At 27.5% G+C, this 20,440-nt stretch carries 17 protein-coding genes and 1 other RNA gene; 3 read left to right on the top strand and 15 right to left on the bottom strand.

Going from position 1 to position 20,440, the window contains the following annotated elements:
- Nucleotides 1–41 precede the first annotated feature (41 nt).
- The 10 genes from SCULI_RS00530 to SCULI_RS00485 form a co-directional block, all read right to left on the bottom strand.
- Nucleotides 42–2,531, bottom strand: a complete 2,490-nt coding sequence (locus tag SCULI_RS00530; RefSeq protein WP_025362692.1) for a fructose-specific PTS transporter subunit EIIC — start codon at nucleotides 2,529–2,531, stop codon at nucleotides 42–44.
- 92 nt (nucleotides 2,532–2,623) lie between these two features.
- Nucleotides 2,624–3,514, bottom strand: coding sequence for a type I phosphomannose isomerase catalytic subunit (locus SCULI_RS00525; protein WP_025362691.1), 891 nt, complete (start codon nucleotides 3,512–3,514; stop codon nucleotides 2,624–2,626).
- An 8-nt stretch (nucleotides 3,515–3,522) separates the two neighbouring features.
- Entirely contained in the window at nucleotides 3,523–4,308 is a 786-nt protein-coding gene (locus SCULI_RS00520; RefSeq protein ID WP_025362690.1) for a MurR/RpiR family transcriptional regulator, read from the bottom strand.
- 18 nt (nucleotides 4,309–4,326) lie between these two features.
- The gene (gene tsaD / locus SCULI_RS00515) at nucleotides 4,327–5,283 is read right to left on the bottom strand and encodes a tRNA (adenosine(37)-N6)-threonylcarbamoyltransferase complex transferase subunit TsaD (RefSeq protein ID WP_025362689.1); all 957 of its coding nucleotides are present in this window, start codon (nucleotides 5,281–5,283) and stop codon (nucleotides 4,327–4,329) included.
- Nucleotides 5,284–5,327: 44 nt separating this feature from the next.
- On the bottom strand, nucleotides 5,328–6,038 hold the full coding sequence (deoD, locus tag SCULI_RS00510) for a purine-nucleoside phosphorylase (RefSeq protein WP_025362688.1): 711 nt from the start codon (nucleotides 6,036–6,038) through the stop codon (nucleotides 5,328–5,330).
- An 81-nt stretch (nucleotides 6,039–6,119) separates the two neighbouring features.
- Nucleotides 6,120–6,926: a purine-nucleoside phosphorylase gene (locus SCULI_RS00505; protein WP_025362687.1), complete on the bottom strand. Its 807-nt coding sequence runs from the start codon at nucleotides 6,924–6,926 to the stop codon at nucleotides 6,120–6,122.
- 73 nt (nucleotides 6,927–6,999) lie between these two features.
- A complete protein-coding gene (locus tag SCULI_RS00500) occupies nucleotides 7,000–7,923 on the bottom strand; it encodes an ABC transporter permease (RefSeq protein WP_025362686.1) in 924 nt (307 codons plus the stop codon).
- The gene (locus SCULI_RS00495) at nucleotides 7,910–10,222 is read right to left on the bottom strand and encodes an ABC transporter permease subunit (RefSeq protein WP_025362685.1); all 2,313 of its coding nucleotides are present in this window, start codon (nucleotides 10,220–10,222) and stop codon (nucleotides 7,910–7,912) included. Before SCULI_RS00495 ends, SCULI_RS00500 begins: the two co-directional genes overlap by 14 nt.
- On the bottom strand, nucleotides 10,222–11,754 hold the full coding sequence (locus SCULI_RS00490; protein ID WP_038648219.1) for an ABC transporter ATP-binding protein: 1,533 nt from the start codon (nucleotides 11,752–11,754) through the stop codon (nucleotides 10,222–10,224). Before SCULI_RS00490 ends, SCULI_RS00495 begins: the two co-directional genes overlap by 1 nt.
- A 77-nt stretch (nucleotides 11,755–11,831) precedes the next feature.
- A complete protein-coding gene (locus SCULI_RS00485) occupies nucleotides 11,832–13,178 on the bottom strand; it encodes a type 1 periplasmic-binding domain-containing protein (protein ID WP_025362684.1) in 1,347 nt (448 codons plus the stop codon).
- A gap of 374 nt (nucleotides 13,179–13,552) precedes the next feature.
- Between SCULI_RS00485 and SCULI_RS00480 the strand changes: the two genes are divergently transcribed.
- Nucleotides 13,553–14,110 (top strand): hypothetical protein, encoded by a 558-nt coding sequence (locus SCULI_RS00480; RefSeq protein ID WP_025362683.1) that lies wholly within the window; start codon nucleotides 13,553–13,555, stop codon nucleotides 14,108–14,110.
- Between the two features lie 4 nt (nucleotides 14,111–14,114).
- Here the strand turns inward: SCULI_RS00480 and trmB are convergent, their stop codons facing one another.
- The 4 genes from trmB to ssrA form a co-directional block, all read right to left on the bottom strand.
- Nucleotides 14,115–14,759, bottom strand: coding sequence for a tRNA (guanosine(46)-N7)-methyltransferase TrmB (gene trmB, locus SCULI_RS00475; RefSeq protein ID WP_025362682.1), 645 nt, complete (start codon nucleotides 14,757–14,759; stop codon nucleotides 14,115–14,117).
- A gap of 3 nt (nucleotides 14,760–14,762) precedes the next feature.
- A complete protein-coding gene (mgtE, locus tag SCULI_RS00470; protein ID WP_025362681.1) occupies nucleotides 14,763–16,223 on the bottom strand; it encodes a magnesium transporter in 1,461 nt (486 codons plus the stop codon).
- A gap of 16 nt (nucleotides 16,224–16,239) precedes the next feature.
- On the bottom strand, nucleotides 16,240–18,183 hold the full coding sequence (locus tag SCULI_RS00465; RefSeq protein ID WP_025362680.1) for an EAL domain-containing protein: 1,944 nt from the start codon (nucleotides 18,181–18,183) through the stop codon (nucleotides 16,240–16,242).
- A 49-nt stretch (nucleotides 18,184–18,232) separates the two neighbouring features.
- Nucleotides 18,233–18,648: a transfer-messenger RNA gene (gene ssrA / locus SCULI_RS05590) on the bottom strand.
- A 97-nt stretch (nucleotides 18,649–18,745) separates the two neighbouring features.
- Here ssrA and SCULI_RS00460 point away from each other — a divergent pair.
- A complete protein-coding gene (locus tag SCULI_RS00460) occupies nucleotides 18,746–18,949 on the top strand; it encodes a hypothetical protein (protein ID WP_025362679.1) in 204 nt (67 codons plus the stop codon).
- A gap of 99 nt (nucleotides 18,950–19,048) precedes the next feature.
- On the top strand, nucleotides 19,049–19,351 hold the full coding sequence (locus tag SCULI_RS00455) for a hypothetical protein (protein WP_025362678.1): 303 nt from the start codon (nucleotides 19,049–19,051) through the stop codon (nucleotides 19,349–19,351).
- 59 nt (nucleotides 19,352–19,410) lie between these two features.
- Here the strand turns inward: SCULI_RS00455 and SCULI_RS00450 are convergent, their stop codons facing one another.
- Nucleotides 19,411–20,364, bottom strand: coding sequence for an L-lactate dehydrogenase (locus SCULI_RS00450; RefSeq protein ID WP_025362677.1), 954 nt, complete (start codon nucleotides 20,362–20,364; stop codon nucleotides 19,411–19,413).
- Between the last annotated feature and the right edge of the window lie 76 nt (nucleotides 20,365–20,440).

The raw sequence follows: 20,440 nt of genomic DNA, 5'->3' as shown, positions 1-20,440 counted from the left end.
AACCCAAAATAAAAAACTGGCACTACCTACCAGTTTTTTAACTATTTTAAATTGTTTTTATATTGGTTTACAAATTTACTACTCATCTCAACATGTTTCTCATAAAGGTTATTTGTATAATTTATATCAATTGCTTCTTTTGAAACTATAAAGTTCTTATTAAATTCTTTTTTTTGCAATGGATTTAATGAACTAAATACTTGTGTTTTTTGATTTTTTAATTCTGCTAACTGAGCATTTTTTTCTTGTTTTTGTAAATCCATAAATGATTTAAGATTTTCTTTATTTGCTTTTAAATAATTCAACTCTTCAGGTTTAATTGATTTATAAGCAGTCTTTGCAGTTTCTACTTTTATTTTAAATTGTTCTTTAATATTTTTAATTTCATCCATATTAGTTGAAATTAATTTATTTAAACTATCAATTTCACTTTGCACAGTTGAATTTTTAATAGTTTTTTTGGCATTTGAAATTTCCATTTTCAATTTGGTAATTTCATCATTTCTTTCATTAATTAACTCTTCAATCATATTTACATGAGCTTCCTTTAAACTTCCAACTTTCCCTAATGAAGCTACTAATCATAGTCCATAAACTAATACAATAGTTGTAACTCCTGCAGCAACTGCTCCAAAGTAAACAACAGTTTGTCATCCATATGGAACTGCTCCTAAGAAGGCAACAATTGGCCCTCCGTGTGCTGCAAAGTCTTCAATTTTGAATGCTCCTGCAATTGCTCCTGCAACCATTCCACCTAAGATGTTACATGCGATGGCTCTTTTTGGATCACGAATTGCAAATGGGATAGCTCCTTCTGAGATTCCGATTGTTCCCATAATAACTGCAGCAGTTCCCATTCCTTGTTCATCTTTTGTAAAGAATCTTTTAAAGATTAATGAAGTTAATCCCATTCCTAATGGAGCAACTGGAATTGCAGCTGCCATTGTTCCCATTGGATATGCAATACCTTGAGTAATTAATGCAGAACAAGTAACAAAGGCAATTTTATTAATTGGTCCTCCCATATCAAATGAAGCCATTGCTCCAATTAATAAACCTAAACCAATTCCTAATGCTACTCCAAATTTAGGATCAGTATATGCATTTTCAATTACTAATGAAAATTCTTGCATTACATAACCAATTGGTCCTCCAAGTACATAAATAAATAGGATTGATATTCCAATTCCAGCTGTAATTGGTATAAAGAATATTGGCATCGCAGCTCTTAATGATTTTGGAACATTTCAAGTATTTACTCATCTAACATAGTAACCTACTAAAAGTCCAGCAATAATTGCTCCAATAAATCCCATTGGTGTTGTTACATTATCCATTCCTGGTAATGGCATGAAGTTTGAAGCACTATTTCCTATAAATGCACCCACCATTGCTGGAGCTAACGCAGCTCTACCAGCAATAGAATAAGCTATATATCCTCCAAGAATTGGAATCATTAATGTAAATGAAGCTCCTCCAATCATTTCCATAATTGCTAATGGATTTCATGGATATTTTCATGCTATTGCTTCACCAGTTATTGGGTCAAATTCAATTGCAGGTCCTTTTGTTCCAGCATCATATCCTCAAATTGCTTTTGCAATTCCAATTGAGGCAGCTAACATAATTCCTCCTAAAATAATAATTGGAATCATGTAACTAATTCCAGCAAGAATGTGTTTTAAGACACCTTCACGTTCTTTAGCAACACCATTTTCATTTGAAAATTCTCCTGTTGTTGAAGCCAATATTTTTCCATTATCTAAAGCATCTTTTAATACTTTTAATGGTTCTTTAATAGCTCTTGCTACATGAGTTGAATATAGTTTTTTGCCAACAAATCTTGAAGTATCAACTTTTGTGTCTGTTGCCAAAATTACAATGTCAGCTTGATCAATTTCTGATTTTGTTAAAGGAGTTCCAACTCCTTTTGAACCTTGAGTTTCAACTCTTATGTTATAACCTTCGGCTCCCAAAACTTCTAATAATTTATCTTCTGCCATATAAGTGTGTGCAACCCCCACTACACACGCAGTAATAGCAACGATTTTTAAATCTTTATCTGTTTTTTTAACTGTTGCTTTTTTTTCAACCTTTGCATTTAAAGCATTAACAAAGTCTTCACTTGTTTTTGCTTCTTTTAAACTTTTTCTTATTTCATCTCTCATCAATTTTGTTGCAATATCACTTAATACACTTAAGTGTTCTTCTGCACCATCTTCTGGAATAATCAATGCAATAGAAATATTGGTTGGTTTACCATCAAGTGATTCTCATTCAAGATTTTTGGATGATCTTACACAAATAATAGATGCATTTTTAATTCCACTAATTTTTGCATGTGGAATTGAAAAACCATCTTCAAAGGCTGTTGAACTTTCTTGTTCACGTTTATTAAACATATCAATTAGATTTTGTTTATCTTTAACAATTTTTAATTCAACAGCTTTTGTTGCAATAAAATCAAACATTTCTTGTTTACTTTTTATTTCAACATCTAAAAACACATTTTCCTTCTTTAAAATTTTCATTTCCTACCTCCTATGATTTGAATGTACAAAAAAAAAAAAAAAAAAAGCAAGTGTTTTTCTAAAACACTTGCTTTTTTTGGAAAAATATTCCATTATACCCAAGAAATAAGGGTTTTGCCTTGACCTGATATCTGGAAATTATTATCAATAATAGCAATCCCTGATTCTCCTGTTTTAAATTCCATTCCATTAACAATGCAATTTTTATCAATTACTGTAAATTGAATTCATTTTTGATTTTTTATTTCAAATTTATGTTCACTATCGTGTAAAAATAAATTAAAGTACTGTGATTCAAATATCATAGCTTTTGCAGATCTAATTATTAAACCTTCACTATCGGGAATTTTAATATTTGCTAACGAATGATCAATATGTAATTCTCTTGGTTCGCCATTTTTTTCAAGACGATTATAATCAAATAATCGATAGGTAATGTCGCTTGATCTTTGCAATTCAAACAAAGTTACTCCAGGAGTAATTGCATGAATTTTTCCAGGTTCAACATAAATAAAATCTCCTGGAGCAATCTCAACATATTCAAGTACATCCAATATATTATTTTCAATAGCATCTTTAAATTCTTCAATTGTTTTTGCATGATGTCCATAAATTAATTTGGCATCACTTGGACAATCTAAAATATATCAACTTTCTGGTTTTCCCAATGAATTGTGATGTTGCAAAGCATATTTATCATCTGGGTGAACCTGTACTGATAAATAATCATTTGCAGTTATGATTTTTGATAACAATGGAAATTCAGTTCCAGAATTTTTAAAAACTTCATTTGTTTCAAAAAATTCTTTCAAGCTGATTCTTTTGTTATCAACATTTAAATATCCCATTCCGTTAGGATGCGCAGATATTACCCAAGCTTCACCAATATTGTCACTTGGAATATCAAAACCAAATTCTTTCAGTTTGGTTCCTCCTCAAATTCTTTCAGAAAAATGAGGTTCAATTTTAAATACATTACTCATAGTTTTACTTACACTCCTGAATTTAAATAATGATAAATTAATAAATCATTAAAATAATTAAATGGAACTGAATGTGAAATATGTCCTTCATAGATTGAATGGTCTGGATTGTCAACAATTAATGTATGTACTGAATTTAAATATTTTGTTATATCATTTGATGCAATTTTTCCAGATACATAAATAATTTTTCTTTTCATTTCTCCAATTTTTTCAATGAACCCATCTAATCTTGTAGAATTTCCATAACGTGTAAAGAAAATAAAAATATCATTTTCTGTAGATGTATTAATTCTATCTTTTAAAATTTCTTGATCACTATCTAATAAATAAGAATTATATCCTTCTTTATAGAAAAAGTTTGATAACTCTTGTGCTGGTCCAGAAAGTAAGTTTTCTCAATAGCAGAAAAAGATTCTTCCTTTTTGAGCATCTTTAATAATGTTTAAAGTATCAAAGATTGATCGTTTTTCAATTAAAGCATAATTTTGTTTGATTAAGTTAATATATCCAGACACAACATTTTCGTCATTTTTTGCAATAGTAATTTCTTGATTTTCTGCATCATTTGCAAGTGAAATTGCAAAATCTCTAAATCCCTTAATATTTAATTTTTTTAATAGTCCATAAATAGCACTATAACCTGTACCAGCTTCTTGTGCCATTCTTTCAATTTTCATATTTGTTTCTACAATTTCTTTTAAATGTGTTTTAATGTAGTCGACAATTTTTCTTTCCTTTAAAGTCAAGTCTTTGTCATCAATTGTAGTTAACTTACTTAAAAAAGATCTCATTTTTAAGTACTACCCCCTTTATTTTTCACTAGTTATTATGTATTCATTGCACAATTCTGCAATCATTGCTGCATTATCAGTACAATAGGCCATGTTTGGTATTACTAATCTATCAATATTATACATTGATGAAATGGAAAAAATTCTTTTTCTTAAATTTTTATTAGCAGATACACCTCCAGCAACTGTTAATGTCTCTACAGGATAGTTTTTAAGGGCTTTTTCTAACTTTAAAAATAAACAATCAATTGCAGTTTTTTGGAAGCTAGAACAAAAATTTTCCAAATTAATTTCTTCATTATTTTGTTTCAATTTATTAATTAAATTTAAACTAGCAGTTTTCAAGCCTGAAAACGAAAAATCATAGGTATCATCATTTTTTACAAGTGGTAATGCATATGCATTTTCATCTCCCTGTTGAGCTAACTCATCTATTTTAGGACCTCCAGGATATCCCATTCCTAAGGCTCTAGCAACTTTGTCATAACATTCACCAATGGCATCATCTTGAGTTGTTCCAATCACTTGAAAATCTAAACTACTTTTTAAATATTGAATTTGAGTATGTCCTCCTGATACTACAAGAGCCATTACAGGATATTTAAATTTTTCATCAATATTTGCTCCATAAATATGCCCTTGTACATGATCTAAATCCATAATAGGAATATTTAAATAGAGCGCTAAAGTTTGTGCCACTAATTTTCCAATAATTAAACTTCCGATTAATCCAGGTCTTGCAGTATAAGCAATTTGTTCAATTTCTTCCAAACCAACTTGTGCTTCTTTCAATGCTTCTTGTAAAACCCAAGAAAAGTTTTTTACATGTAATCTTGAAGCCAATTCAGGAATTACTCCCCCATATTTTGTATGTTCATTTATTTGTGAAGATATGATATTTGCTTTAATCTGCCCTTCAACCATTATAGCAACACTAAATTCATCACAACTTGATTCAATAGCAAGTATTTTCATTTTTTCTAACCTCCTTTCAAAATATTTTTAAAAAAAGTAGCAGATTAGTCTGCTACTTTTACAACTGTATCAAGAGCTAATTCAACCATTGTCATAAAGTTGTTTTGTCTTTCTTCAGCAGTTGTTACTTCTTTTGTAATAAAACTATCTGAAATTGTTAATAAACAAGCAGCTTGTTTATTTGTAGCAATTGCATTTGCAAATAAAGCAAATGATTCCATTTCAACTACGTCTAAATTATTTTTCTTTGCAAATTCAAGTGAATCTTCATAACGATAAAAAACATCAGATGAATGTGCTATTCCTTTGTGTGTTTTAATATTTTTTTCTTGTGCTGTTGCTTCAATTAAATCAAATAATTTTTCCCCCGCTGGAATAATTTTTGAATCAATATTAGCAGCTATTTTTGCAAAGTCACTTTCTCCAAAAGCTTCTTTAACGTTATACACATCATATACATTAATTCCTTCTTTATAACTTCCAGCAGATCCAATTCTAATAATATGGTTTACATCATAGAATTTGTATAGTTCATATGAATAAATTCCAATACTTGGACATCCCATTCCACTTCCTGCAATGGTTACTTTTTTACCATTATACATTCCTGTATACATGAACATATTTCTAACTTCATTTACTAATTTAACATCTGTTAAATATGTTTCTGCTATTTTTTTAGCTCTAAGTGGATCTCCTGGCATAAGTACAACTTTTGCAATATCTTCTTTTTTTGCACTAATATGTGGTGTCATTCTTTTGTCTCCTTTAATAATTACTAAAATTTTAACTTAAAATATTGTTTTTACAATATGAATTTAATAGTAATCAAGTTATTAAATTCTCTCAATAATTTCTTTAACAAGTTTTTTAAATTTAACTTCAGATTGTCCAGCAACTTCAATTACTTCTTGATGATTTAAATTTCCCCCAAGTCCAGCTGCTTTATTAGTAATTAAACTAATTCCCAATACTTTAATTCCTGCATGGTGAGCCACAATAACTTCAGGAACAGTAGACATTCCAACAGCATCACTTCCTAAAGCTTTATATGCTCTAATTTCTGCTGGTGTTTCATACATTGGTCCTTTAAAGTATGCATAAACTCCTTGTTTTAAATCAATACTTAAATCTTTTGCACAAGTTAAGGCTAAAGTTTGTAAGTTTTTATCATATGCTTGACTCATATCTGGAAATCTTGTTCCAAAGTTATCATAATTTTTCCCTCTTAGTGGTGAAGGACAAAATAGACCAATGTGATCATTAATCAACATTAAATCACCTGGATTTAAAAAGTCAGCAACTCCCCCACAAGCATTTGTCACAATTAAGTTTTTAACTTTTAATTGGGCTACAACTCTAACTGGCAAAACTACTTCATCAATTTCATAACCTTCATAGTAATGAAATCTTCCTTTAAAAAATAAAATGTTTTTATTGTTATGCTTTGCAAATACTAATTTTGAAGCATGACCAACAACTTCACTTGCTTTAAAGTGAGGAATATCGATGTAACTAATTTCTTTAATTACTTCAAACTCTTCTGTTAAAGTTGCCAAACCACTTCCTAAAATCATTGCTATATCAATTGGTTGATCAAATTCTTTGTTAATATAATTTACTATTTCTTCAATTTTTTTCATGTTTTCAAGTCCTCTTTACTACTATTGTAATAAAAAAAACTATCATAAAGATAGATTTTTTAAGTATTATTTTTTAACGTTTTGATTTATCAAAATGTTTTCCTGATGCAGCAGGAGGTCTACTTCATTTAGAAATAATAACCATTGCTACCAGAGATAGAATAAATGGTAACGCTTTTAATAAGATATTGTTTTTAGAAATAAATTCTGGCATTCCTGAACTTACACCCGCAATTCTTACAAAAGCAAATACAAATGCAAACAATAATGAGAACAGTGTTATGAATTTTACTCTTCATTGCCCAATAATCATTAATGCCAGTCCAATAAATCCAAATCCATCAACACTTCCATAAAAAGTTGAGGCTTTAACAACTATTATAAAGAATACACCAGCAATTGCGGCAATCCCCCCTGATATAGCTGTTGCTAGATATCTATATTTAATTACTGAAATTCCAACTGCATCTAATGCATTTGGATTTTCTCCAGCAGAAATATGTCTATTTCCAGTTCTAGTAAATGTAAAATAGAATCCCAATATTAAAGTTACTAATATTGTAATTATTAAATAACTACTTAATATATGGCCTGAATCTATTGACATATTTGTATATTTTCCATAAATAAATGTATCATCATTTCCAACTAATTTAGCAGTTACTATAAATAATGCTAAACCTTGCATAAATAGATTAATAGCAGTACCCGAAACAATCTGATCACATTTCAATCTAATGGCTACAAATGAGTGCATTAATGACATTAACATTCCAGCTATAAAGATTACTACAAATCAAATTAATTGCATTCAATTTTTATCTTGGGAATATGTTAAATTTCCTAATATAGCAAATAATAACGCACCCATTGTCATGAAACCTTCAATTGCAATATTTACAACTCCAGCTCTTTCAGCTATCATTCCAGCAAGAGCTGCTAATGAAATTACTACAAAGAATTCAGCTGTATATTGAAATAAACTAATTACATCCATATTTCTCACCCAATTCTAAGATTTTTTCATATCTCATTGCCTTTTGATTGACAATAAATTCTTTGTTTTCAAGTTTTAAGTCTAAAATTCTTTGCTCATTTGTTTCATTTTCTAAATTCATTTTAATTTGATTATTAGTATTTTCAATCGATACTTTAATATTATTTTCTAATGAAATTAATTCTGTTTTTGCTAAAATTCAATTTTCTTCTTTTTTCTTCATTAATTGAACATTTGTTTCTTTTAAATTAGCAATTTTGACAGCTCATTTTTGATTTAAAACTTGTTCTTTTTCTTTTCAAACTTCAAAATCTTTATGCAATTGTGCAAGTCTAACAATTTTATTTTCTCTATCAATTTCATCTTGTTTTGCAAATTTAATTCTTTGATTATCAGAAATTACTAATTTTTGATTTAAGTCATTACTTAGTGAATCTATTTTTTGATTATATTCACTAGTTAATTCAACTATTTTTAATCTAAGAACTTCAAGTTGTGCATCTTTATTTTCTAATTCTTCTTTTTTAATACTTTTTATTTCATTTGCTATTTTTTTAATATTTAATTGATATTCTGTTTTTAATTGTTTTAAATCTAATTTATATTTTGCTTTTACTTCTTTAATAAATTTTAATTCCGAATTGAATTTTGCTTTTTTATATCTTTTTATTTCAAGTAGTATATTAATTTTTTCTTCTTCAATTGCATTTAAATCTTTAACTGCAGGATTTAATAGATCTCACGCATTTCTTTTTGTTTTAAATTTAAATGAAGATTTTATTGAATAATAACTTGATTTAAAGTATTTTTCAGATCCTGAATCTTTAAGATATTGAATATCTCCTTTTAATTGTTTTATATGTCTATTTAAAACAATAATAATTTCTTTTTTAGAATGTTCAAATTGTTCACTCAATCTTTTATTTGTTTCAACAAGTTTACTGAAATTATCTTTAAGCTCTTTGATCTTTGATTCGTTAGTTGGATCAAGTTTATTAGTATTATTTAATTCAAATTTTAAGTCTTTGATATCTTCAATATTTTTTTCAATTTCAGATACCAATGCTTTTAATTGTAAATGATTTTCAAAATTACGTCTATTAATATTTTTAATTTCTTGTTTTATATCCTTAATTTGTTTGTTAATATTTTTAATTTCAATTTGAGTAGGAATATCTCTAAAGTAATATATGCTAAATCTTATTCATTTCATTGGTTGCAATCTTGCAAATAATGAAGCAAATGTTGAAGCATATACTATGAAACCAAAAATTAATGGTGCAATTTCTCTTCCTAATTCATTAAATGAAGTTACAGCAACAGGCATTCCTACAGTTAAAATTGCTCATAAGAATGAAATTGGTAATATTCCTAAAATATTATTAAAAGCAATTAAACTAATTGCAATTGCATCAAATCCAATTGTAGGAATAATATCATTACCTAAACTATATTGCCCTTTGATTGCACATCAATACACAAATGAACCAATTCCTATACAAAATCCCTGTATAGCAGTTGCACTAATTATATATTTTTTGTAATTAATACCAACATAGTGCGCTGCATCTTTTTGTGTTCCAACTAGTTTAAATTTATAACCTAAAGTTGTAAATGTTAGAATAAATCATGTAGCAACAAATACTAATGTCATTAATATAATCGGTATTAATCATTTAATACCCGCAAGTGCTATTCACTCAGTTGGTATTCTTGGACTAGAAGAAATAAATCCTTCTAAACCAAAGGCTCATTTCATTAAATATCAAACTGTTCAGTTTAATAAAATTGAAGTTGCAACTTCATGGATATTGAAAAATACTTTCAATATTCCAGTAATTGATGAAAGCAACATTGACATTGTTACCATAACAATAAAAATCAAAATTATTACTCAACTTCCAGCTTTATTAATTTCCACTTGAGTATTTCCAAATAATGAAATTAACATTAATCCAGTAATACCCATAGAAAGAATTGCTTGTCCAGAACCAGACATATTAAATAGTCCAACTTTAAAACCAATTGCAAGACCAATTGCAAATAATCCATAGACTGCAAATCATGAAAATGCATTTTGTAAGTTAACATCTCTTGTAAATACAACATCAAATGATTTTATAAAGAAAGCAATTGGATTAGCTCCAAGTCCCGCAATTAAAAGCATTGTTAAAATTGTTCCAACAAGAATTGAAATTACACTTGTTTTAAAAAATGAAGCAGTCTTTTTAATTTCTGGGGAATTTAATTGAGCATTCAACTTCATATTTCTAACTCATGTTTTTAGTTTAAATTTCATTATTCTGCCCCCATCATCATTCTACCTATTTGATTTCGATCTGCTTTATTTCCAGGAAGTTCACCAATTATATTTCCTGCATTTATAACAATAATTCTGTCAGCAAGTTGCATAATTTCAGATAACTCATATGAAATTAATAAAATTGCTTTTCCTTCAGATTTTAAATTAAGAATTTGAGAGTGGATAAATTCAATTGATCCAACGTCAAGTCCTCTTGTTGGTTGAAAGATTAAATGGAAATCTGCATCCCTTGAAAATTCTCTACCAACTATCATTTTTTGTTGATTTCCACCAGATAGTTGTCTTGCTATTGCAAAACCAAAATCTGCATTTCTAACATCATATTTTTCAATAATCTCTTGTGCATGCTGTTGTATTTTTCCTTTTCTCATTAAACCTTTGTATGAGAAAGCTGGTGTATCAATATCTTCAAATGCAGCATTATTGATTAAGTTTCAATCTAAAGCTAAGCCATATTTATGTCTGTCTTCTGGAATATGTGACATCTTATGTTCAACAAATCTTTTTGACACGCTATCTTTAGTAATACTTTTTCCATTTAAAATTATTTCACCAGTATGAGCATGAACCATTCCAGAAATTGCATTTGCCAATTCTAATTGTCCATTTCCCTCAACTCCAGCGATTGCAACTATTTCACCTTTTTTTACATTAAAACTAACATCATTTAATGCATCAATATTTCTAAAACCATATTTAGTTGCAGAAAGATTTTTAATTTCTAATGCTACTTCATTAGAAGGTGTATCATAATTATTTTTAATTTCTACAAGTTTTCTTCCAACCATTGCTTCAGATAATTGCTCAACAGAAGTTTTAGCAACATCATATGTTCCAATAGATTTTCCTCTTCTTAAAACTGTCGCAGTGTTAGCAACTTTTTTAATTTCTTGTAGTTTATGAGTAATTAAAATAATTGTTTTTCCGTTTCTCTGCAACTCTAATAAAACTTCTAAGAAACCATCTATTTCCTGAGGAGTTAACACAGCTGTTGGTTCATCAAAGACTAAAATTTCATTTCCTTGATATAAGACTTTTAAAATTTCAGCACGTTGTTTCATTCCAACTGTTGCATTTTCTGCTTTTATATTTAGATCAACATTTAAATTATATTTTTCCATAATTTCTGTTATATCTTCTTTTATTTTTTTTGAATTGATAATAGTTTTTCCAATAGTTTCTTCAGAACCTAATGAAATATTTCTCCATAAAGGAAAAATATCAACCATTTTAAAATGCTGATGGACCATTCCAATTCCTAATTTATTTGCTTTAATGGGGCTTGTAATTACTTCTTCTTTTCCGCGAATTTTAATTGTTCCCTTTGTAGGATTATATATTCCAAATAAAATTGACATTAATGTTGATTTACCCGCTCCATTTTCACCCATTAATGCATGAATTTCTCCTTCTTTTACAGAAAAATTAACATCATCATTGGCAATAATTTTTTTATTGAAAACCATTAAAATGTTTTTCATTTCAATAATATTATTATCTTTTATCACGTTTTTCGTCCCCTCATTAAAAAATGATATTTTGTTTCAAAAATATCATTTTTTGTTGTTACTAATATTTTATTATATTATTCACTAGTTAAAATATCATCTAAGATTGAGTCTGCATATGCAGAAATTGTTGCATTAGATAATACATTTATAGCTGATCCATCTTTTGCAATTGTTTTAAATAATTCAATTGAAGCAGTTTCCATAACTGATCCAGTAATAGTTGAAATCATCTTATTGTAAAGATCTCCTGTAACAAGGTTTTTTCCATCTACAGATGCTTTTCCACCCATTCACATTGTTTTTCCTTCTCACAATTCAGCTTTTTTAGCAGCTAAATCATATGCTTCAAATTCACCATTTTCATTTTCAACTGTAAATGATGCTGCTTTTTCTGTTGCATAAGATACTGTTTTATCTTGAACACCTTCAATTTCATTGTAAAGTTTTGAGTGACCCAATGAAATTACTGTTGCATCAACTAATGCTTTTTCTGCTGAAGTAATAATTTTTCCATCATAATCTGAGTACATAGTTGATTGATCTGTATCAACACCAATAACAAATTTATTATCCATTGTTTTTATTACATCTAATGAATCTTTTGTTTGGGGTCCTGCAACAGCCATTAATAAGTTTGCATCATTTTCTTTATTTGTTAAAGTTTCAGAAATTGTTTTTCCATCTCCTGCATTAAATGAGTTAGTGAATCATTTTGTATCGCTATCGCTTGTTGGCGCAGCTATTTGTGATTTAACTCTTGTAGCACTAGTAACATTATCTCCAATTCCTAAATTTGCTTTTAAATTTGCATCTTTAACAGCTTCATTAAAAACTTCAATTGCTGCTAAATATCCAACCATAAAGTTATCAACAGCACCAGCATTATGACTTCCACCAAATGTTGCTACTTTTACTTCTTTTTGATCTCATCCGTCTTTGTTTGATAATGTAATTAATGATGACATTGCAGCATAAAATCCTGAAACGTCTCCTCTAAACATAATTCCTATTTGATTATCTTTACCAGCATGATCACTATCTAAAATAATAGTTGTTCCACCATTCATAATATCAGCTGCTTTATTTTCACCTTCAACAGCATGATGGAATCCTGGTAAGATTAATGTTCCAGCTCCATCAAATTTTGCATTTTCATATGCAGAAACTAATTCAGCTAAATCGTTTGGTTCAGTTTTTCCAATTTCCTCATTTTTACCTAAAATTTCTTTATTAAAGTGATTTCCACCTTCAAATCCAGATTGGTTAAAAGATTTATCATTAACTTTTCCTGCATCTGTTACTAATCATATTTTTTCACCTGTAATAGGATCAGTATTTACACCTCCACCACACGCAACTACAGTTGATGCACTTGATGCAACGACAACTGCCGCCATTAAACTAGATAATAATTTTTTCATAATTAATTATTTCCTCCATAAGTTTTTTTCTTTGTATTATATATATCTTTTTAGTGTAAATAAATAGCTAGCTCAACAATAAAAAGCTATAAAAAAATGAGGTTTCTTAGAAATTAATATATTAATTTACTAAAAACCTCCGTTAACCCATAGCAGCTAGATTGGTCTAGCGTAGAAACATCAACCCTTTATGTTGACTTATACAAGCTTCTATTGTATTTACAATTTAATTTTAACTTTTATTTTAGAAAAAACAACTTAAACTTATAAAAATTTTTGGAATATTTTACAGCAGTAATCAAAATATCAATAAAATATAATTTTGAAATATTATAGTTAAGAATAATCTATATAATCATACTAGGTGAATAGTTATGGATTTTAAAAAAGTAAAACCACTATTAAAAAAACCAGTTTTATGAACTGGTTCAATTATTTTTGGTTTAATTATGATTTCATTAATTATTATATTGACTCTTCCTTTGGAAAAGAATCAAAAAATAATTATTAGTTGTCAAATAACATTAAACTTTTTATTAGTTTATTTAATTGCTTGTATTCTAGGAAATAAAAGATCAAGTATTTCCTTATTTACAGATATTCTTGTTTTTGAAGATGAACAAAAACAAGAAAGTATTGAAGTAAAACCAAGTCGATATTTACATATCTTCATTAATATTTTTACAATTGCATGTTTTTTTATTCATTTAACAAGTGGTTCAATGATTGGTGAAATTAGTTTTGCACAATATGCAGCTCAAAAATGATGATTATTTTTAATAGTATATTTAATTAACACTATCTTTTTATACTTATATTTTTACATTTTAATTTATTTATTAAATGAAAGTAAAGAATTTAAAGATGAATACTTAACTAATTTAAAAAATAATAAGCAAACAATTGAAAATAAAGAAAAAGTAGTTGAGTAATCAACTACTTTTTAATTATGATTTTATTAATATTTTTTCCCATTGCATGGAACTTTTGTTCATATTCAGTTGCTACATTATCAACTAAATTATTTTCATCACTATACAAATTATTTGTATTAAATAACATTTCAAATCTTGAATCATTGATTTGTTCTAAACTAAATTCATATAATTTATCATTATCAGTTTTAATTTCAATAATTCCATTATCTTTTAATAAATCTCAATAAATATCTAAAAACTTAATATACGTTAAGCGTTTTTTATAGTGCTTTGCTTTAGGTCATGGATCTGAAAAGTTTAAATAAATTCCATCAAAACTATGTGGTTCAAAAATATCAAGTAAATTTTCTGCAAACTTATTTAAAAACTTTAAATTTTCAAAATCGTCTTCAATTGTTGTAATTGCTTTTTTAAGTGCTACTCCAATTACAGTTGTTTCTTTTTCCATTGCAATAAAGTTTTTATTCTTATACTTCAAAGAATTGCCAATTGCAAATTGGCCTTTGCCACATCCAATCTCTAAATAAATTGGATATTCATTTTTAAAGAATTGTTTTGGATTAATTTTTGCTGTAGTTTCAATCATATATTTTTGATTTTCTAAAATATAATCTTTAGTTCAATTTTTATTTCTTAATCTCATAAACTATCCTCCTTGTATTTGTTGTCAAAAGAAAATCAAACCAATTGAAAAGAAGATTGCAGTTGAAAGTGCATCTACAATTGTTGTTAGTAATGGAGCTGCCATTACTGCTGGGTCTAATTTAATTTTTTTAGCAAGAATTGGCAATAATCCCCCAATTAATTTTGAAATAATTAAAGTTAAATACATTGCAATTGAAAGAGTTGCAATTGAATATCATAATTCAGGATGATTAATATCTCCCTTATATTCAACAGCATAAATTGAAACCATTCTAATAAAGTTTGCACTTACTAAAATTAATCCAGTTAATGAAGCAACTCTCAATTCTTTTCACATTACTCTTGCAAAATCTTTAGTCTCAACTTCACGTAAAGATAAGGCACGTACAATCATCGTTGATGATTGACTTCCTGCATTTCCTGCAGTTCCAGAAATAACTGTCAATAATGGTGTTAACAACATTGTTACAATGTAACTAATACTTCATTGTTCAACTTGTTGTTCTCCTGTAGAATTGCTATTATAAATTTTCATAAAAACTGAAATAACAATTTGAGAAAGAGTTGCTGAAATCATTAAGAATAATAATCATACACTTCTTGAACGAACCATTTTTCAAACACTAGTTTTAAAATAAGCATCTTCTGTGGGACTAATCCCTGCCATCTTGTGAATATCTTCTGTTGCTTCTTCTTCAATTACATCAATTACATCATCAACAGTAATAATTCCTACTAATTTATTTTGACTGTTTAAAATTGGCAAAGTTATAATGTCATACTTTTTGAATTGCTCAATAACATGTTCTTGATCTGTTGAAGTATAAACATAAACAATTCTTTCATCCATTAAGTTAGAAATTGAAGTTTCAGGTTTTGCAAAGAATAAAGTTTTTAATTCAATAATTCCTTTTAAATTATTTAAACCATCAACTACATAAAAGGAACTAATTTCTTCTGTTTCTTCTCTTTGCTCTTTAATAACTTCAATTGCTTGTTTTGCAGTTCAAGTTGTACGCAATTTTGTATATTCAACTGACATAATACTTCCAGCTGATTGTTCTTCATATTTTAAAATACTATTAATTTGTAAACGTGACTCAGGAGAAGAGTTACGTAAAACTTTTTTAACAATGTTTGAAGGCATCTCTTCTAAAATATCTACAATATCATCAGTAAAAATTTCTTCAAACAATTCTTTAACTTGCTGACTTGAATAAGTATTAATAATTTCTTCTTGAATATCATAATCAAAGTAAGTAAAAATTTCTGCTACTACATCAGTTGATAATAATCGTAACGCAACAATAATTTTTTTCTCTTCTAACTTTGACATTGCTTCTGCAATATCGGCAGGATAGTGATCTTCGACTAATTCTCTTAAATGAGAAACTTTATTATCATCAATTAAGGTTTCAATTTTATTTGAAAGTTCTTCAATATTTATAATATTGTGATCCATAACTTAGTTCCTCTTTCTATTTTGTTAGTAAGTATTTTAATTCAGTTGAAATATCTAATTTTGGCTCTCCACTTGATCCAATTAATTCTCCTGTAAATAAAGTAACTCCCAATTCTTTAATTGTTTTAAATATCATGTAACTATCAATATTGGTTGCAATTAATTTAGCATCAATTTTATTAGCAATGTTTAATGAATTCTTAATTATCTTTTCATTTTCTTTTATTATATTAACTTTTTTACAGATAGTTTTTTGTAAAAAAATAAATTCAGGTTGATAAATTGACAATAAACTATAATCACAATTTTCTGCACCAAAATCATCAACTGCTGTTTTAATTCCATATTCTTTTAAAGCATTTAAATTTTTAGCCAACATTTCTCTATTATCGATTTCGTCTTGAATATTAAATTTTAAAATTAAATTATTTAATTTAATTTTATTCATCTTTAATTTCGCAAGAAAAACTTTTATATCAAATTCTTCTGTAGCAATATAATTTGTATCATATTCTAAAAATACTTTTTGACTAGTAATTTTATATTTATGAATATCTTTAATTGAAGTTAAAGCTGTATATCTTTTTAATAACGAGCTTAAACCATATTCATTTATATCTTTTGCTTTTGGTTTAAATAAACTTGAGTTCATTTCAATTCCTTCAACCATACTGTTAATATTCAAATATTCAAAATCATTAATAGTTGAGTCATAAATTGGGTCAAAGATTGAACTAACATGGTTCAATGAAACAATTTCATTTAAAGTTAGAATTTTTTTATTTTTATTTTTTTCTAAGACAACTTCTTTTGGGTCAACTAAAATTAAATCTTGATTATTTAAATTAACATCATTTCTAACATAATTATTTAGTTCATATAAATTATCTAGGTTATTAGAATGTAGTCCATAAATTGAAACAATTGCTTTTAAACTAACTGTAATTTTAAAATTTTCAACTGTAAATTTATTATCAATCTTTGAAAAGATTGGTTTAATGATATTTTCAATGTTAGTTTCATTTTTTTCTTTTGAAAAAACAACTTCATTTTCAATTGGAATAAAAACTCCATAAGTTTTATAGTTTGGTTTAAAAAATACTAAGTCTTTAAATTGCTCATTAAATAATTCATAGGCTTGTTTTGAAACTGAACTAACAACAATATCTTTAATATTGTTACTTACTTTCTTTTCAAACATATCATAGTGACTAATAAAGAATGTTACATAATATCCCGATCTAACTTTATTAGTTTGAATAAATTTTAACAATTGTTCGTGTGCACTTGATTGATTTAAATAATAAACATCATCATAGGCAACAATATTTTGCAATTGTAAAGCATGAATATAAATTTGATCAATTAAAGTAATATATCCATACGTGAAGTATCCAGTACCCAACCACAATAAGATTGTCATTAAATAACTAATAGTTTCACCTTCATTAATTGTTGGAAATGCAAACACCATTGCTGTTGCAAGACAAGCTATGGTTGTAAGCGATCATGAACTTCAAGCATTAATTTTTTTTCAAAATGCATTTAAGAAGTAAATTATAATTGGCACAACATAACCTACAACAATCAAAATAATCATATTCATATCTTCTAATTTTCCAAAGTATTGAGGAAAGATTGTAGAAAAAACAAATAATGACAAGATATTAGAAACTAAAATACCAATAGTTGAATAAATTGAAATAAAAAAGATTGAAGTTCAAAATAAAAACATTGGCAATAGAATTGTTAATTGTAAATTTTTATTCTCTCCCATTGTTAATGACAAAATAATTACTCCAAAAATTGAAATAACTCCTAAACTAATTCCTAAAATCATTTCATAATAAATTTTAACCTTAGTAAATAAATGTCTAGATAAACCTCAAGTAATTGTATAAACAAAAGCTGTAATTAAAGTATAAGAAAGACAAGCGATTAAAGCGGAACCAATATTCATAAAGCGTAGCTCACTTTCCTTTCTTATAATTCAATTAAACATAAAAAAATGGTGGAGATGGCGGGAATCGAACCCGCGTCCAAAATACTCCGAACCATAACGTCTACAGTTTAGCTGTTTCTAACTTACACTATAAACCAACAGAAACAACTAGATTTAATTTATAGTGTTAGCAATAAAATTTCAATGATGCTTATTGCTAAAATCACATCACCTATTGTACTTGGGTAAATACGTTTACTAAATGAAGTACAAAGACACTTAATTAACGTTGAATGCTATTAAACTTAAAGTCTAATTAAGCTGCTAAAGCAACTCCAGCTGATGCATTATTGATCATAAATGCTGGCATTTCAAATTCATTTTTTTCTTCGTTTGCATTTTATCAAACCTAGAAGTATTAAGGTCTACCAAACCACTGCAGTTATGGGTTAGATTGTATCCTGTCGAAACCGGGACACCCCCATAACCTTATTATAGAACAAATATCAAAAATTATATAAACTTGAAAAAAAAAAAAAAAAAAAAGTATAATCACGTTTATAGAAGGAGAAAGAAAAAAATGAGAAAAGCAGCTTATATTTTAAATATTATTAGTACTATAGCAACTGCTATAGTACTAATTCCATTAATTTGAACTATACCTATGACAATTAAATCTAAGAAAATTATTGGTGATGGTCAAGAACATGTTGCCTTTGGAGTATGTTCACTATTTTTTACAAATATTATTTCTGGAATTTTAACTTTAATTCCAGAAAACTAATATTTAAAAAACTTTGTAATAATTCAATGAAGAAATAGAAATTATTTCCATTTTGGCTTTAAAATTTATTATAATATTTTAAAGGAGGAAATGTGTGAGATGAGAGGACTTAAACGTTTATTAAGAGTATTAATTAACACTGGTTTAACATTTATTACATTTGGTATCTATGGTATCGTTATGTTTATTTGATGAGCTAGAGGTAATGCAGACCTTGGTATGAAAGTTATTGGAGTTGACTTCAGTAATTCAGATAAATCAGGTCAATTATGAATGATGCAATTCTTAGTGGGATTCTGTTGAGTACTTACATTTGGAATAATGTGAGTAATTGACATCGTGTTCTTATGTTCAGGAAATGATTCATTTGCTGAAAGATGATCTGGATGTTCAATGGAATAATAATTTTATGCATTAAAAAACAACTCAATTAATTGAGTTGTTTTTTTTCTTTTTTTATATTACTTAATAGCTTCGCTTGCAGTTGCAAATACTTCTTTTAATTGATTTGAAGATTCTTGTAATCCTGCTAACTCTTCTGCTGATAATTTTCAATCAATAATTTGTTCAATACCATTTGCTCCAACAATACATGGAACACTAATGTAAACATCATCAAGTCCATATTGACCTGTTAAATAGGCACCAACCATTAATGATGATTTTTCATCATTTAAAATTGATTTTGTTATTCTTGTTAAACAAGCACCAATTCCATAGAAAGTGGCTCTTTTTTTCTCAATAATTTTATAGGCCATATGAGTTGCATCATCTTTTACTTGTTTTAATTCTTCTGAAGTTAATTTACCTTCTTCTAAATATTCTAAAATGCTTTTCCCCATAACAGTTGATCTACTTCAAATAGCAACTGAAGAATCACCATGTTCTCCTAAAAGATATGCTTTAACAGATCTTGGTGCTACACCTAATTTTTCTCCTAATAATTTTCTTAATCTTGATGAATCAAGAGTTGTTCCTGAAGAAATAACTTTATTTGCAGGATATCCTGTAACTTTTTGATATACATGTGTTAAAACATCAACTGGGTTTGAAGCAATAACAGTAATTCCATTAAATCCTGATTTTTTAATTTCAGATGCGATTGTTTTCATAATTTTTGAATTATCTGCAATCATTTCTAATCTTGTTTCCCCTGGTTTTTGAGGTCTTCCAGCTGTAATTACAACAATATCTGCATCTTTACAATCTGAATAATCTCCAGCTTTAACTGTACTAAATGGATTTGGCAATACTGCATGTGCATCAGTTAAATCCATTGCATTTCCTTCAGCAACATCTGCAACTACATCGATTAACACATAGTGTTGTGCGATTCCTTGATTAATTGCTGAATAGATAAAACTTGTACCAACAGCTCCACATCCAACTAAAACTATTTTTCTATCGTTTGTCATATTTGAATATCTCCTTTTATTTACTCCTTCATATTAACATAGCAAGTATGAAGTATGACCCTTAAAAATTTTTTGA

It is taken from the genome of Spiroplasma culicicola AES-1, from assembly GCF_000565175.1.
Classification (GTDB): Bacteria; Bacillota_I; Bacilli_A; order Mycoplasmatales; family Mycoplasmataceae; genus Spiroplasma_A; species Spiroplasma_A culicicola.
The sequence above is the reverse complement of the archived record's forward strand: the minus strand, read 5'-3'. Positions and strand labels throughout refer to the sequence as shown.